Here is a 14,218-nt window from a genome sequence, read left to right as displayed (position 1 = left end):
ATGATTTATCACTTATTATGGATGAAAAATGAGAAAAAATCTTATCGATGATGCATCTGATACTTAAAAACTGAATCATGCAGCGATCGATAAGGTAGAGCTTATGAAGATGGCAGCATGGAGCTGCCATCCTTTATGCTATTGAACCCAATTATGTTATTGAACCCAATCGCGTAGAGTAAACGTTAAGGTATGAGCATCATTTTTTAGAATTAATGTATTATCAGAAAGGGTAACATGGTTCCAATCTGAGAGTGATTGAGAAACGGTTTGTTCCGTATCCATCGCGTCACCAATACACATTTTCATGGTCATGCCCATTTTTTCAATACGGAACTGATTGTTTTTTAACTCAGCTTGGCCAAAGAAATTATTGCAACCTGCATTTCCACTTGCCATCATGTTTTCGCCAATTTCAAGACGTGGTATCTCATTATGCTCATTCTTAACCCACTGCTGGCCATCAATATGGGTTAGTTGCCAATTATGATGCTGTAGATCATCTACGGTTATTTGTGCTTGGTCAACATTACTTACGCACGCAGTAACCAAAACAGGCAGAGCCATTGCAACCAATAAAGTTTTTGCGCTAAGCTTCATTTATCAACACTCCCAATATGAAAAACTTGGTTAGTATAGTTAATCAAACGTGGTTTCTGTCAAAATAAAGTCATTGGTTGGTCAATAGGAAATGATAAAGGAGCCTCTATGGAGCAATTAGAGTTTTTCCAAATTCCTAGTCCGTGTATTGGCGTATGTGTTGTTGATGATAAGGGATATTGTCAAGGGTGTATGCGTAAGAGAGAAGAACGCTTTACTTGGTTAGAGATGACCCCAGCTCAACAACTACACATTATCCATCTTTGTCGTCAGCGTTATCAGCGGAAAAAACGTGCCAGTGATGTTAAACATTCACTTCAGGTTGAAATGGATAACCCACAGCATGAATTGTTTTGAATGAGTCATTAAACGCTATGACATTCATGCTCATAAACCGCTAGATAGCAACTATTTCGTTACCCAACGGTCACTGACCCAACCGCCTGCATGTTCGTCAAAATGAAGACCAGAAAAAATCCGTTTTTTTTCTGGCTTTTGGGTTGGATGGGCATTTTTTTTATTAAGAAGGGTTTGAATATAGTCGGCCATTGGATCAGTGGTAGTTGATTGATGACGATTAGCGACTTCTTTTATCATTTGAAGACGATAACTTGGGCTGGTGCGTTTCATTGGTGGACCTCCGAATGTGATCAAGACTACATAATAAGGTAGAACTTGGTTAATTCTTAGTCAACACAGTCTATGCCATATATTTTCTAATCCAATTCAAATAACTTATCTTTCCTTCTATTTTCATTGATAAATCTGTTCTTTAGTGTGGGGAAATTAATTGAGCCATCGAAAGAGCAGGGCGGAAACGGCCAATACGCCACTGACAAAAATAAAATAAGTACTGAAGCTTTTTTTATAAGCCTGTAAAAATGGCACTTTGTACACAGCAACCATTGGCATAATAAAGAGAATAATAGCAATGACTGGGCCAGATAATGCTTCCATCATGCCCAAAATGCTCGGATTCAGAATGGCGGTTATCCAAATGGTGAGAAAGAGAAAAATAATACCGACCTTATCGGCAATCGAATAAGAAAGACGGGTATGTTTGGTTATGAGTCCATTGAGGCTTTCTCTTGCACCAAGAAAATGTCCTAAGAAGGAAGACGTAATGGCAATAAAAGCAATAAATGGCCCAAATGCTCCAATCAGTGGGTTATGCGTTACGTTAGCAAGGTAGGAAAGTATAGAGAGGTTTTGTTTTTTAGCTTCTAACAATTGATCGGGTGAAAGGGTTAAAATACAAGAGAATACAAACACTAAGACAAAAGCAATCAGTAATAAACTGGTACGTTTGAGGATTTGCTCTGATTTGGGTAATGCGTTTTGTTGATAATGGCGACGCTGGATATGAGCAAAACTTGATATGGCTGCTGCATGGCTAAAGGAAAAAATCACCACAGGAATTGCTAACCATAAAGTTTGGGTAAATTCAGTGAGATTAGGAAGCGTGAGTGAAGGCATATTCCAACGTGGTATGAGATACAGTGATAACGTGAGTAATATTGCGGCTAAGGGGTAAACCATCACAGCAAACGCACGTAGCATCACTTTTTCTCCACCTAACATAATTGAAAAGAGGATCAACACTAGAAAGCCGGAAAGTAATGCTCGAGGTGGCGGAGTGACGGCTGCTTGGTGAACAAGAAAGCTCTCAACGGTATTCGTTAAGCCAACCCCATAAATTAGTAAAATAGGAAAAATAGATAAAAAATAGAGCCAAGAAATAGTACGACCAACTTTCACGCCAAAATGTTCTTGAATTACATCAGTAAAATCTCCCTGATTTTGTTGGGAAGAAAGTACAAAGCGAGCTAAGCCACGATGAGACAAATAAGTCATAGGGTAAGCGAGCAAGGCTAAGATCACTAAAGGCCAAAATCCTCCCAATCCTAAATTGATCGGTAAGAATAAAATTCCAGCGCCGACAGCGGTACCAAATAGGCTCAGTAACCAATACGTATCGTGTGTATTCCATTCGGGATTATTATTTGTAGTGCTGAAATTTAGAGTTTTGGCAGATTCTTTCACTGAATGTAAAACCATATTCAAATCTTAATTCTAATTACGTTACCATAAATAGATAATATGGTCATTTTGGCTTGGTAGTTAAATACACTGTTTTATTGCTGATTTTAAATTCAATGAAACCGGGTTAATGTCTTTTTCATAGTTTTTTGTCTTGTTTTTATGGTTTGTTGTTGGTTTTATATTCTTATTTTGGTTGTTTTTTTAGATGGACGTAATGTGTTATGCGGTTGTGAGTTATTTAATTGGCTTGAGAGGAACGTTAAAATATCGCACAATCGATTTCTTTCACTCCGAAAGGCTCAGACCCTAAATTATGTTTGCTAACTTCCGCTCTGAACTGATTTTGATCATCACAACCATGCTTGCTGCTGCTGGGTGGGTGTTTTCCAAGCAGGCAATCGAAGGTTTACCGCCATTTGGCTTTATTGGATTACGCTTTGTGACCGCGGCGTGTATTTTAGCCCCTTTTTGCTTTTCTGCATTTAAACAGGCAACCCGTCAGGATTGTTTTAAAGCAATGGGGGTGGGGCTGTTTTTGGGCGGCTCAATTTTTTGCTGGATATATGCGATTTCAATCAGTCCCACACTGGGTGAAGGCGCATTTATTATGAGCTTATCCATGTTATTTGTACCACTCCTAGCATGGCCTTTGTTTGGCCTTAAACCAAACCGAGCGTTTTGGCTTTCATTACCGGTTGCTGTACTTGGACTTTTTTTGCTTTCTTGGAACGGCGCATGGCACATAGCACCTAACCAACTATGGTTTCTTATCGCTGCATTTGGCTTGGCTTTGCATTTTAATTTTAATAGCCAATGCTCAGCGAAGTTACCTCCCATGCTATTGACCACATTACAGTTGTTTACTGCCGGTATGGTGGGTTTATTATTATCGTTTTTCTTGGAAGCTTGGCCGCAGACGATAAGCTTAGGAACTTGGAAATGGTTTACACTAAGCGTGTTGTTAGCGACCAGTTTACGTTATTTAATGCAGACAATCGGACAAAAAAAAGCACATCCCGCGAATGCAGCGTTGTTGATGCTGTTAGAGCCCGTGTGGACCTTATTACTCAGCGTTTGGTTTTATCATGAAAGCCTGCCGTTTAATAAAATTGTTGGATGCAGTTTATTACTTGCCGCGCTACTGCTTTACCGGATACCTTGGATACAACGCTAATTAGCTTACTACTTTGCACGGAGTGAGTAGAGGACGGGCTAGATAGGGGATTTTTTAGTGTGTAAGATACGACTTATCGATAAAAACGTTTAATTATGCTATTTGGCGCGGATACAGACTTTTTGATGTTTTATCGATTTATTTAGAAGTAAGGACGACCTTACCGCTCTATTGTCATTCAAGGGACGGCCCTATTGATAACAGAGGTCGAATTATGGCTTGGTTGATACTTTTTATTGCAGGTTTGAGTGAAGTGGCTTGGGCTGCAGGCCTTAAATATACCGAAGGGTTTAGTAAGCCTGTCGCTTCAATACTTACTTTGGCTTGTTTAGTGTTAAGTTTTGTTTTGTTGGGTTTATCATTAAAAACCTTACCGTTAGGGGTAGCCTACAGTGTGTGGGTTGGTATCGGTGTTGTAGGAACGGCTATCGTAGGTCTGGTCTTTTGGGGAGAGCCCGTTAGCATGGTAAAAATTGCAAGCTTAGGATTGATTGTGCTAGGTATTATTGGAATGAAATTTGCGTCTTAACGTTTTGTTGAACCAAATAAAACGCAGTGCCGAGGCACTGCGTTTTGCAATTATAATAGCAATATAGACTTACAGAGCGGTTACTTGAGTCGCTTGTGGGCCCTTTTTGCCTTCTTCAACGTTGAAGCTCACTTTTTGGCCTTCAGCTAAAGTTTTGAAGCCATCAGAAACGATAGAATTAAAGTGTACGAATACATCTTTACCGCCGTTATCTTGAGAAATAAAACCAAAACCTTTAGTTTCGTTGAACCATTTTACTGTACCAGTCGTATTACCAGACATAGTCACCTCTATATATCTTAAGTGTTAATTGAATTAGTTTTTGGCTGAGACAAGCTATTGAATGGTCGATCTAGGTGCAGTTGACACAGGTATAACGAAAGGTTTCGCGACTTGTATAACACTAAACTTACACTGAATTTACATTAACAACTCTTCTTTAAGAGCCGAGTGATACTATACACGGAGTAATTTAAATAGCTAGCACTATTTTTTTATTATTTGAATTTATACATCTCAATGATTATGGATGAGAGCGAAATATGGTACGCATTAGAAGTAGCAATAGACAGTGAATGTTACAGGACGAGATCTTCTCGTCCTGCTCAATTGTTAATCCGCTTTTTTTACCCGAATTTTACTTTTAGCGAATAACGTTAAGTTAAGTGCGCTGATGGCTGATTTTGCTTCATCATCATTTGGCATCGTTACAAAGGCAAAACCTTTTGATAGACCAGTTTCTTGGTCAAGGACTAAAGTACACTCGGTCACTTGTCCAAAATCGGTGAAGAGTACTCTTAACTCATGCTCAGTCGTGGTACGAGCAAGGTTTCTAACTAACAGTTTCATGATAATTGATCTTGTATGGATTGACATACCATTGTCGCAGCTAATGGTTCAGAAACCAAGACAATCCCAGTAAATGTTATTTGGCACGTTCTGCTTTTTACTTTAAGTTTCTGCTTTATTACTTTAAATAGTGTTCAACATCAGGGCAAGAACAGATAAGGTTACGGTCACCATAGACATTATCAACCCGGTTAACGGTTGGCCAATATTTGTTGGCTTTAACATGGGAAGATGGAAAACACGCTTGTGTTCTTGAGTAAGGATGTGACCATTTGTCTTGTGCTAAATCAATCAATGTGTGTGGGGCATTGACCAATGGATTATCTGTGATCGACCAATGGCCGAGTTCGATCTGCTTAATTTCTTCGCGAATCGCTATCATCGCCTCACAAAAGCGGTCCAGTTCGGCAAGACTTTCTGATTCTGTTGGTTCAACCATGAGAGTGCCTGCGACGGGAAAAGACATCGTTGGTGCGTGAAATCCGTAGTCCATCAGGCGTTTCGCAATATCTTCCTCGCTAATCCCAGTTTGCTCTTTAATGGGGCGGATATCAATAATACATTCATGAGCGACTCGTCCATGTACCCCTCGATAAAGAATAAGGTAATAAGGACGTAAACGTTCCATGATGTAATTTGCATTCAATATCGCCAATCGAGTCGCTTGTTCAAGGCCTTGTGCTCCCATCATGGTAATATAAGCCCAAGAGATAGGGAGCAGGGAGGCACTGCCTAAATGTGCAGCCGATACTGAAAAATGCTCGCCATCCCCGCCTTGTTGAATATGACCCGGAAGGAAAGGCGCTAAGTGGGATTTTACCCCAATCGGTCCAACACCGGGGCCGCCACCGCCATGAGGAATGCAGAACGTTTTGTGCAAGTTCAGATGAGAAACATCAGAGCCAATAAAACCCGGCGACGTTAAGCCAACTTGCGCATTCATATTCGCCCCATCCAGATAGACTTGCCCACCGGCAGCATGAACCTGTTCACAGACTTGGCGGACCTGTTCTTCATAGACGCCATGTGTAGACGGGTAAGTAATCATAATGGCAGAAAGGTGGTCGCGGTATATGTTAATCTTTTCTGAAAGATCGCTCAGATCAATGTTACCAAGACGGTCACAGCGCACGACAACAACCTTCATAGATAGCATGGATGCTGTCGCAGGGTTTGTACCGTGAGCTGAACTGGGAATTAAACAAACATTGCGATGTCCCTCGCCACGGCTTTGATGATAACGTTGGATCGCAATTAGCCCCGTATATTCACCCGATGCGCCTGAATTGGGCTGTAAAGAAAAGGCATCATAACCGGTGATTTCACACAATTTATGTTTTAGGTCATCAGCTAACGCAGCATATCCAGCAGCTTGTTCTTTAGGTGCAAATGGATGTAACGACGCGAATTCGGGCCAAGAGATAGGGATCATTTCTGCTGCCGCGTTTAATTTCATGGTGCAGCTACCCAGTGGAATCATGCCATGTGTCAAAGAAAAATCTTTGTTTTCTAATTGTTTTAGATAGCGCATCATCTGCGTTTCAGTATGGTAGGTATTAAATACTGGATGCATGAGATAGTTGGATCGTCTCTGACATGAGTGAGGAATGGCGGCGAATTCATTTTCGGCAATTTTAGTCGATAGGTCATCAATCGATGCTTCGACCTCAAAAAGAGCAAATAAGGTTTTAATGTCGGCTAAGGTCGTTGTTTCATCAAAACTGATCCCTAACTGATGCGGCCATTTTCGCAAATTGATATTGGCCTCCAAAGCTAATTGGTAGTATTTTTCTGTTGCATCGCCGGTCTGGAGCGTCAAGGTGTCAAAAAAAGTATGCTGAGCCAATTCGTATCCGGCTTTTGTCAGTCCTGCCGCAAGGATGGCAGTATAATGATGAGTTCGACGAGCAATTTTTTTAAGCCCATCTGGACCATGATAGACCGCATATAACCCAGCCATATTGGCTAATAGAGCTTGTGCGGTACAAATGTTGGAGGTGGCTTTTTCTCGTCGAATATGTTGCTCTCGGGTTTGCATCGCCATGCGCAGTGCTTGATTGCCTTTGCTATCAATAGAGACTCCAATTACTCGCCCAGGCATGGTACGTTTATAGGTTTCACGTGTAGCCATAAAAGCTGCATGAGGGCCGCCATAACCGATGGGGACACCGAATCGTTGCGCGGAGCCAATTACCACATCAGCCCCCATTTCTCCGGCCGGTTTAATCACGGTGCAAGCAAGTAAATCGGTGACGACGGTGACTAGGGTATTTTGAGCGTGGGCTTTGTTGATAATTGCAGTTAAATCACGCACTTCTCCTGTCGTGCTGGGGTTTTGTAACAGAGCGGCAAAAGCTGGTTGCTGGGTCAAGCTATCAAGCGGGCCGATTTGCACATGAAATCCAAGAAAAGCGGCTCGTGTTTTTACTACCTCAATGGTTTGAGGATGGACATCATCGGCGACAAAAAAAGTGTTGTGTTTACTTTTCCCAGCTCGGTGACAAAGCGTCATCGCCTCTGCTGCTGCTGTTGCTTCATCGAGTAACGAAGCATTAGCAATCTCCATCCCTGTTAAATCAATGATCATTTGTTGGAAGTTAAGCAGCGAGGCTAATCGACCCTGAGATATTTCTGGTTGATAGGGGGTGTAAGCGGTATACCAGCCAGGATTTTCCAAAACATTGCGTAAAATGACACTGGGTGTGAAGGTATTGTAATACCCTTGACCAATAAAAGTTCGCTTAAGCTGGTTTTGTTGAGCAAAACGTTGGAGATGGGCGAGCATTTCTGCTTCACTTTCTGGCTCTGAAAGTGTGAGTGGTGCCGTTAAGCGAATATTTTTAGGAATGGTTTGCGCTATTAATTCTTCAAGGTTTTTCGCTTGAACCACATCGAGCATGCTGGCTTGTTCTGCTGTATTCGGCCCGTTATGACGAGCGATGAATTCATTCTTGGGTTGTAAGCTGTCAAGCAGTGTGGTCATTTTTCTTTACCTTTTAAAATCGCAACAAGTGAAGTTCGTTGAATCAGCGCCGATACCTCAAGTCCACAATCAACAAAGCCACCCATGGACAAAGGTCGCTTTATCGTTGATCTATCATAAGTTAATTATTCTTCTTTATTCTTCTTCGATGGTGAGGAGATATTGATCCGCATCTTTAAGATCGTCGAGTTCTGCGGGGTCTGATAGCTTAATTTTAGCAATCCAGCCTGTATCATAAGGAGATTCATTGATGAGCTCCGGGCTATCAGAAAGTTCATCATTGACTTCAATAACGATACCAGAGACCGGAGCGTATATATCGGAAGCGGCTTTGACTGATTCAACTAAAGAAAAGCCATCACCTGCATCACATTCACTGTCTATGTCAGGTAATTCAACAAAAACTACATCACCGAGCATCTCTTGCGCATGTTCAGAAATACCGACCGTTACTGTCCCATCACCGTTATCACGAACCCACTCGTGGCTATCGGTAAATTTAAGCGTTTTATCCATTTGTGTTGTCTCCTGTATACGGTTAAATACTCAACGGATAGAGAGTCATAACGTTCTCTATTTTCTTGCGTGATTGGCTGTTAAACCAACCCCAAGTTTGCAACAGCTAGGTGAGAACTTTTGCGCTATCGATCACCGAATCGATAGGAACTTTATCTACTAACAAATTAATAACATACTATTTCACAAATAGGCGTTCAATTTAAAAATTTTTTATAAGAAATCTCAGGCTGTTTTTTGTTACAGAAAGCACATTTTAACGACATAACAAGGCGTTATTTGAATTCCGGATGCCCCATGTACAACCAGTTCCCTTGTTTAATGTTGTTTTGTTTGATGTTGTTATCAACGGGTGAGTAAAATGTGTTGAGTGTCTAATCATAAATATTTTATGGTGTTTAAGTTGGTTATCGATTGAAAAATAAGGCTTCTTAGTTCAGTGAATTCAGTTAAATGTGATCTTGGTGTTAAATGTAATGCATATTTATGAGTAAAGGTTGTTGGCCATGAACAATCAGCGCATTCTATTTATGATTGAAAATGTTGACTTGATCGCGCTTTTTGCGCGTTGGTTTTTGAATTAAACGTCATGGAGATAGCAATGGCTCTACAGACTTTTCACGATCTTTGCGTGACTCCTTTACACGCTATGCATTTAGCAATGGGCGCTAAAATGGTTCCTTTTGCCGGTTACGCTATGCCCGTTCAGTATGCTTTAGGCGTTAAGAAAGAGCATTTACATACACGACAAGCGGCTGGATTATTTGATGTTTCTCACATGGGGCAATTACGCCTATCTGGCTCAAATGCTGCAAAAGCGTTAGAAGCATTAGTTCCGGTTGATGTGATAGATCTCTCCATCGGCAAGCAGCGTTATGCTTTATTCACCAATGAACAAGGAGGCGTTTTAGATGACTTTATGATTGCCAACTTAGGTGATCATCTGTTTTTAGTGGTTAATGCTGCCTGCAAACAACAAGACATTGATCATATACGCACTCATTTACCCAGTGATGTCATCGTTGATGTCGTCGATGATCGTGCATTATTGGCACTGCAAGGCCCGGCTGCGGCAAATGTATTGGCTCGTTGGCAACCTAAAGTACATGAATTACATTTTATGGATATTCAGCAAATGGAAATCAACGGCATTGATTGCATTGTTAGCCGTAGTGGTTATACCGGAGAAGACGGCTTTGAAATTTCTTTACCTGCTGAACAAGCGGTTACCTTTGCCTCAACATTAATGAATGCCGATGAGGTTGAATGGATAGGGCTTGGCGCTCGAGACTCACTTCGTCTCGAGTGTGGATTGTGTTTATACGGGCATGATTTGGATCAAACGACCACCCCGGTTGAAGCCGGTTTAATGTGGGCGATTTCTCCAGCACGCCGTCATGGTGGAGCAAGGGAAGGTGGTTTCCCTGGCGCAGAGGTGATTTTGCATCAAATTGAAAGCCAAAGGGTGACTCGTAAACGGGTCGGATTAGTGGGAGTAACGAAAGTCCCCGTTCGAGAAGGCACGGAATTATTTGACGAAAAAGGAAATAAAATTGGTGTCGTTACCAGCGGAACGGTTGGGCCGAGTGCAGAAAAACCGATTGCCATGGCTTATGTACGCAGCGATTGGGCCGTTATTGATCAAACGATTTTTGCAGAGGTTCGTGGAAAGCGGATCGCGATGCGGGTGGTTAAAATGCCTTTTATACCACAGCGTTATTTTCGCGGTTAAGGATACCAAGCAAGGTATAACGGCTTGCTGTGACAAACGATAAAGGTTTAGCAAACCAATAGCCTTGCAGGTAATCAACTCCCATCGTTTCGAATGCTTGCTGCATGTTTGCGTTTTCTATCCCTTCAATCACGACAGCCATGCCTTTGGAATGGCACAATTGGATAATAAAACTAAGGTACTGTTCTGAGACTGGATTGATCAGCGTTTTTAAAGCCATCGTACGATCAATTTTAATTTGGTCGAGTGGCAAATCGAAAAAGCTATAGATTGAACTTAAACCAGCACCAAAATCGTCTAATGAGAGTTGAAATCCCATCTCATTCAGTGTGTTTAACTGGCGGATTGCATGACGATTACCATCTAAAATGACAGTTTCGGTCAGTTCTAACACAATTAACGACGGAGCAACACCGGCCGCATCAGCCATCATTTTGATATTGACAGGGAAGTTACTGTTTAATAACTGTAAAACAGAGACGTTAATATTGATCCGAGTGCTGACGCCATGGACAGCATGATACTGGCTGATAAATCGACAAGCTTGTTCAAACACTTGGTAACCTAACTCGGTAATCAACCCTTTTTTTTCAGCTAAAGGGATAAACTCATCAGGATAAATTTCACCGAACGCCGGAGAACGCCAGCGAACTAACGCTTCAAAGCTGGCTACCTTGCCGGTCTTGGCCTCAATGATCGGTTGAAATTTCACCGAAAGCGAATGTTGGAATAATGCTTCTTTTAGCCCTCGCTCAATATAAAAAAATCGATCAACGGCTTGTTGCGTTTGACCGCTATAAATTTCAATTCGAGAATCACTCTTTTCTTCCGCATATTGGCAGGTTCGAGAGGCAATATTAAGAATTTGTGCGGCATCGTGTTCAAGAGAGAAATTGGGATAAACCCCAATATTCATTTTATCTCCCAAAAGGTGCCCTTGTTCTTGAGCAGACTGAGCATAGCGTTCAAGAATGGTATGGCATAGCGCTTGAAGCTGGGTTTGATTCTTTGATGAGCGGAGCAAAATAGCAAAATCATCAGTGCGCACTCGATAAAGAGTCGCGTCGTAATGCATTAACGTGCTGAGCGCTCGATTCATATGGTGAAGTATATGTTGGATAACATCGGAACCATAGTGGTTAAGGTAGGATTTGATATCTTCAACTTGAATATAAATCAAGGTTGCTTGAGGTGAGGTGGCATGGCATTTAATGTCATTAATATCACGCAGTAGTTTGGTTGTGTTGGCCATTCCAGATGCTGAATCATAAAAGGCGGCTTGATGTAAAAAAGAGTTCAGCTTTTTTTGATCAGAAATATCACGGTGGCTACCGACCATAAATCGCTCCCCTTGATCGGTCTTGGTGACTGCAGTACCGAGAATCCAGCAATATTGGCCATTTTTTCGCTTGACTCGATACTCTGTGGTAACTCGTGATTCTTGTTCTAAATGCTGCTTTACGCGTTGTTCAAGTTTTGTTCGGTCAATTGGATGAACGATGGATAGCCAATCCTGATAAGAAATTGTGGAATGATAAAACCCAAATTGGTCATAAAATTGGGGGTTATAAACGGTCATGCTTCCATCAACCCCCATGTGAAAAACTCCTTCACTGAATAGGTCAAAAATATGAATTAGACGATGTTGTTGATACTTAAGAAAGGTGTGCTGGTTTTTGGTTGAAGAGCCTTCTGTTAACAACATATTAATACACCGAGGGGTTTGACCATTGTAGGTAACCTACTATAACGCCAAGTAAAATTAGGCTCAACGAATCAATTTTAAACAATATCCTCGTTTATGGCATGCGTTACTTTAGCTTTGAGGTACAGTGGTTTCATTGCGATAAGCTTGTGTTCCCCAGAGTGGCACGGTTGATAAACTATGCTTGAAGCTCCCTGATGTTTCTTTGGTTGAATAGGATAGATAAAGCAGCGTTTGATTTTCTGAGTCATAGATACGGCGGACTTTCATTGATTTAAAGAAAATGCTTTTGGATTGCTTAAAGACCACGTCACCGGATTTACTTTTATCAATTTTGGCGATCATCTCAGGCGTGATTTCGCCGGTTTGACGACATGAGATAGAACTGTCACTCGGGTCTGCAAGGCTTAAGTTAGCTTCAATCGAGGCAATATGGCAGGTAACCCCAGTCACAATTGGATCATCTAACGATGCAATTTTAATATCTTTCATTGTGAATAAACCAAGCGACACATCGCCCACTTCGTTATTATCACATCCTACAAGTAATACAGATAAGCCAAGGGTTAATGCTATTTTTTTCATATTGATACTCGCTAAGAGGCTGTTCTTCGAATGGAGTGATGATAGCAGTAATGAACAAGAAAGGTAGGGGAGAATTATGCTAATATAGCCACAATACCGCGGTTGATGTTGATAGTGAAGGGCTCATTATCGATGTCTCGCTTTCATAATAAGAAGTATCACCTTATGACCCACGTTTTTGTCGATCTTGCTATGCAAGCCATTGTGGATAAAAAAAACAACTGGCTTTGTCAGCATGTCAATGTGTTATATCCAACCCCAGAGAGTATTCAAGGACGAGATCTTTATCTATTGCTCAATAGACAGCAGCAGGTTACTCCACTGGCATTCAATACTCAGCATGGTATTCATCTAAATAATATTTATTTAGTTGATTTTCATCGCTTGACGATTATGTTTGCATTACTTCAGGCATCACGTTGTCCACAAGAAGAGCAACGGGCATTGCTGGTGGAATTTTTTACGCAAATCATTTATTCGTCACCTTGTTCTCTATTTTTAGGATTTGTGGATACACAACCAGTAGCGGCTGCCTTATTAACCGAATGCGAACAAAGTGTATTGATCTCCGATATCGTCATTCATAATCAGAAGGTTTTGGGAACACCGAATGATTTTGCTTGTGCCGTGTTCGAAAAATGGCTCGAAGGTCGTCCATTTAGTGGCCGTCTATATATTGAATCAGAGTTGCCAACGAGCGGGCAAGAAGAGTGACATAGCTTGAAGATATAAGCATCGGTTGGGTCATCTTACTTGATTCTGTTAACTGTATCATTTTGTTATGCATCTATCCGTATACACTTTTGAGTAACAGGAGGTGTAATATGGAAAAAGCAAAGTTTCGCTGCGTGATATTTGATTGCGAAGGAACCTTAGTTGATAGTGAACGTTTATGCTGCATGGCTTTAGTTAAAGTGTTTAATGCATTAGGTGCGCAATTAACGTTCCAGGATGTGGCTCAGCATTTTTCTGGAGGGAAAATTGCCGATATTTTATCAGATACACTAGAATTAGCAGGAATGAGTGCCGATCTCGATCTGTTAGAATCCCGCTACCGACAAGAACTTGAGTCTATTTTTATGACACAACTTAAAGCGATGCCTGGTAGTGAATTTTTATTGCAACAGCTTGACAAGTATCAGATTGAATATTGTGTGGCTTCCAATGCCCCTTATGAAAAAATGGTCAGTTGTCTCTCTCGGGCCGGATTGGCAGAGCGCTTTGATGGTAAAATCTTTTCAGCTTTCGAGGCAAACAGTTGGAAACCTGAGCCCGATCTTATTCGCTATTGCGCCATGAATATGGGGTTTTCTCTTGATGAGTGCGTTTATGTGGATGATACAGCAAAAGGCGTGAAAGCGGGAGTCAGTGCAGGTGTTGCCACATTTCAGCTTCAGCCACTCAGCTCATTGAACCATTTTCATCATCCTAATGTTCAATTAATAAGCCAATTGGATGAGCTGATAGAGTATCTATTCTAAGTCAAATAATGCTGAGGATGT

15 protein-coding genes are annotated in these 14,218 nt (G+C 41.3%); 6 read left to right on the top strand and 9 right to left on the bottom strand.

The window, feature by feature from the left end; all coding sequences use genetic code 11:
* Positions 1–156: 156 nt before the first annotated feature.
* The gene (locus tag FKN05_RS03790; protein ID WP_170886924.1) at positions 157–600 is read right to left on the bottom strand and encodes an META domain-containing protein; all 444 of its coding nucleotides are present in this window, start codon (positions 598–600) and stop codon (positions 157–159) included.
* A gap of 108 nt (positions 601–708) precedes the next feature.
* On the opposite strand from FKN05_RS03790, the gene FKN05_RS03785 reads away from it, so the two are divergent.
* On the top strand, positions 709–957 hold the full coding sequence (locus tag FKN05_RS03785; RefSeq protein WP_099612360.1) for a DUF1289 domain-containing protein: 249 nt from the start codon (positions 709–711) through the stop codon (positions 955–957).
* A gap of 51 nt (positions 958–1,008) precedes the next feature.
* Here FKN05_RS03785 and FKN05_RS03780 read toward each other — a convergent pair whose 3' ends face one another.
* Together FKN05_RS03780 and FKN05_RS03775 are read right to left on the bottom strand one after the other, a co-directional pair.
* On the bottom strand, positions 1,009–1,230 hold the full coding sequence (locus tag FKN05_RS03780) for a hypothetical protein (protein ID WP_099612361.1): 222 nt from the start codon (positions 1,228–1,230) through the stop codon (positions 1,009–1,011).
* Between the two features lie 156 nt (positions 1,231–1,386).
* Positions 1,387–2,643, bottom strand: a complete 1,257-nt coding sequence (locus tag FKN05_RS03775) for an aromatic amino acid transport family protein (protein WP_346656350.1) — start codon at positions 2,641–2,643, stop codon at positions 1,387–1,389.
* Positions 2,644–2,956: 313 nt separating this feature from the next.
* Here FKN05_RS03775 and FKN05_RS03770 point away from each other — a divergent pair, with 313 nt between their 5' ends.
* Entirely contained in the window at positions 2,957–3,817 is an 861-nt protein-coding gene (locus tag FKN05_RS03770; protein ID WP_099612362.1) for a DMT family transporter, read from the top strand.
* Between the two features lie 214 nt (positions 3,818–4,031).
* Entirely contained in the window at positions 4,032–4,346 is a 315-nt protein-coding gene (locus FKN05_RS03765) for a DMT family transporter (protein ID WP_161430429.1), read from the top strand.
* A gap of 69 nt (positions 4,347–4,415) precedes the next feature.
* Here FKN05_RS03765 and cspE read toward each other — a convergent pair whose 3' ends face one another.
* From cspE to gcvH, 4 genes are all read right to left on the bottom strand, one after another.
* On the bottom strand, positions 4,416–4,628 hold the full coding sequence (gene cspE, locus FKN05_RS03760; RefSeq protein WP_099612363.1) for a transcription antiterminator/RNA stability regulator CspE: 213 nt from the start codon (positions 4,626–4,628) through the stop codon (positions 4,416–4,418).
* A gap of 330 nt (positions 4,629–4,958) precedes the next feature.
* On the bottom strand, positions 4,959–5,195 hold the full coding sequence (locus FKN05_RS03755) for an RNA recognition motif domain-containing protein (RefSeq protein ID WP_099612364.1): 237 nt from the start codon (positions 5,193–5,195) through the stop codon (positions 4,959–4,961).
* A 118-nt stretch (positions 5,196–5,313) separates the two neighbouring features.
* Positions 5,314–8,178, bottom strand: coding sequence for an aminomethyl-transferring glycine dehydrogenase (gcvP, locus tag FKN05_RS03750; protein WP_161426864.1), 2,865 nt, complete (start codon positions 8,176–8,178; stop codon positions 5,314–5,316).
* Between the two features lie 135 nt (positions 8,179–8,313).
* The gene (gene gcvH, locus FKN05_RS03745; RefSeq protein WP_170886922.1) at positions 8,314–8,694 is read right to left on the bottom strand and encodes a glycine cleavage system protein GcvH; all 381 of its coding nucleotides are present in this window, start codon (positions 8,692–8,694) and stop codon (positions 8,314–8,316) included.
* Between the two features lie 601 nt (positions 8,695–9,295).
* On the opposite strand from gcvH, the gene gcvT reads away from it, so the two are divergent.
* Positions 9,296–10,426 (top strand): glycine cleavage system aminomethyltransferase GcvT, encoded by a 1,131-nt coding sequence (gcvT, locus tag FKN05_RS03740; protein ID WP_170886921.1) that lies wholly within the window; start codon positions 9,296–9,298, stop codon positions 10,424–10,426.
* On the opposite strand, the gene FKN05_RS03735 is transcribed toward gcvT, so the two are convergent.
* Positions 10,398–12,131, bottom strand: a complete 1,734-nt coding sequence (locus FKN05_RS03735) for an EAL domain-containing protein (protein ID WP_099612366.1) — start codon at positions 12,129–12,131, stop codon at positions 10,398–10,400. The genes gcvT and FKN05_RS03735 overlap by 29 nt on opposite strands.
* A gap of 111 nt (positions 12,132–12,242) precedes the next feature.
* Positions 12,243–12,716, bottom strand: coding sequence for a CreA family protein (locus FKN05_RS03730; protein ID WP_170886920.1), 474 nt, complete (start codon positions 12,714–12,716; stop codon positions 12,243–12,245).
* A gap of 165 nt (positions 12,717–12,881) precedes the next feature.
* Between FKN05_RS03730 and FKN05_RS03725 the strand changes: the two genes are divergently transcribed.
* Together FKN05_RS03725 and FKN05_RS03720 are read left to right on the top strand one after the other, a co-directional pair.
* Positions 12,882–13,430, top strand: coding sequence for a hypothetical protein (locus FKN05_RS03725; protein ID WP_245869548.1), 549 nt, complete (start codon positions 12,882–12,884; stop codon positions 13,428–13,430).
* A 110-nt stretch (positions 13,431–13,540) separates the two neighbouring features.
* On the top strand, positions 13,541–14,197 hold the full coding sequence (locus FKN05_RS03720) for an HAD family hydrolase (RefSeq protein ID WP_099612375.1): 657 nt from the start codon (positions 13,541–13,543) through the stop codon (positions 14,195–14,197).
* Positions 14,198–14,218: the final 21 nt, after the last annotated feature.

The organism is Vibrio sp. 1-1(7) (assembly GCF_013048485.1).
In the GTDB taxonomy this organism is placed as follows: domain Bacteria; phylum Pseudomonadota; class Gammaproteobacteria; order Enterobacterales; family Vibrionaceae; genus Vibrio; species Vibrio fujianensis.
Note: the sequence above shows the minus strand (reverse complement) of the source record. Positions and strands in the feature narration are given on the sequence as shown.

Excerpts from the sequence above, each read along its gene's own strand:
- gcvT (WP_170886921.1), top strand. The coding sequence starts at position 9,296 with ATGGCTCTACAGACTTTTCACGATCTTTGCGTGACTCCTTTACACGCT.
- gcvH (WP_170886922.1), bottom strand. The coding sequence starts at position 8,694 with ATGGATAAAACGCTTAAATTTACCGATAGCCACGAGTGGGTTCGTGAT.
- FKN05_RS03725 (WP_245869548.1), top strand. The coding sequence starts at position 12,882 with ATGACCCACGTTTTTGTCGATCTTGCTATGCAAGCCATTGTGGATAAA.
- FKN05_RS03735 (WP_099612366.1), bottom strand. The coding sequence starts at position 12,131 with ATGTTGTTAACAGAAGGCTCTTCAACCAAAAACCAGCACACCTTTCTT.
- FKN05_RS03765 (WP_161430429.1), top strand. The coding sequence starts at position 4,032 with ATGGCTTGGTTGATACTTTTTATTGCAGGTTTGAGTGAAGTGGCTTGG.
- FKN05_RS03730 (WP_170886920.1), bottom strand. The coding sequence starts at position 12,716 with ATGAAAAAAATAGCATTAACCCTTGGCTTATCTGTATTACTTGTAGGA.
- FKN05_RS03780 (WP_099612361.1), bottom strand. The coding sequence starts at position 1,230 with ATGAAACGCACCAGCCCAAGTTATCGTCTTCAAATGATAAAAGAAGTC.
- FKN05_RS03785 (WP_099612360.1), top strand. The coding sequence starts at position 709 with ATGGAGCAATTAGAGTTTTTCCAAATTCCTAGTCCGTGTATTGGCGTA.
- FKN05_RS03755 (WP_099612364.1), bottom strand. The coding sequence starts at position 5,195 with ATGAAACTGTTAGTTAGAAACCTTGCTCGTACCACGACTGAGCATGAG.
- FKN05_RS03720 (WP_099612375.1), top strand. The coding sequence starts at position 13,541 with ATGGAAAAAGCAAAGTTTCGCTGCGTGATATTTGATTGCGAAGGAACC.
- gcvP (WP_161426864.1), bottom strand. The coding sequence starts at position 8,178 with ATGACCACACTGCTTGACAGCTTACAACCCAAGAATGAATTCATCGCT.
- cspE (WP_099612363.1), bottom strand. The coding sequence starts at position 4,628 with ATGTCTGGTAATACGACTGGTACAGTAAAATGGTTCAACGAAACTAAA.
- FKN05_RS03770 (WP_099612362.1), top strand. The coding sequence starts at position 2,957 with ATGTTTGCTAACTTCCGCTCTGAACTGATTTTGATCATCACAACCATG.
- FKN05_RS03790 (WP_170886924.1), bottom strand. The coding sequence starts at position 600 with ATGAAGCTTAGCGCAAAAACTTTATTGGTTGCAATGGCTCTGCCTGTT.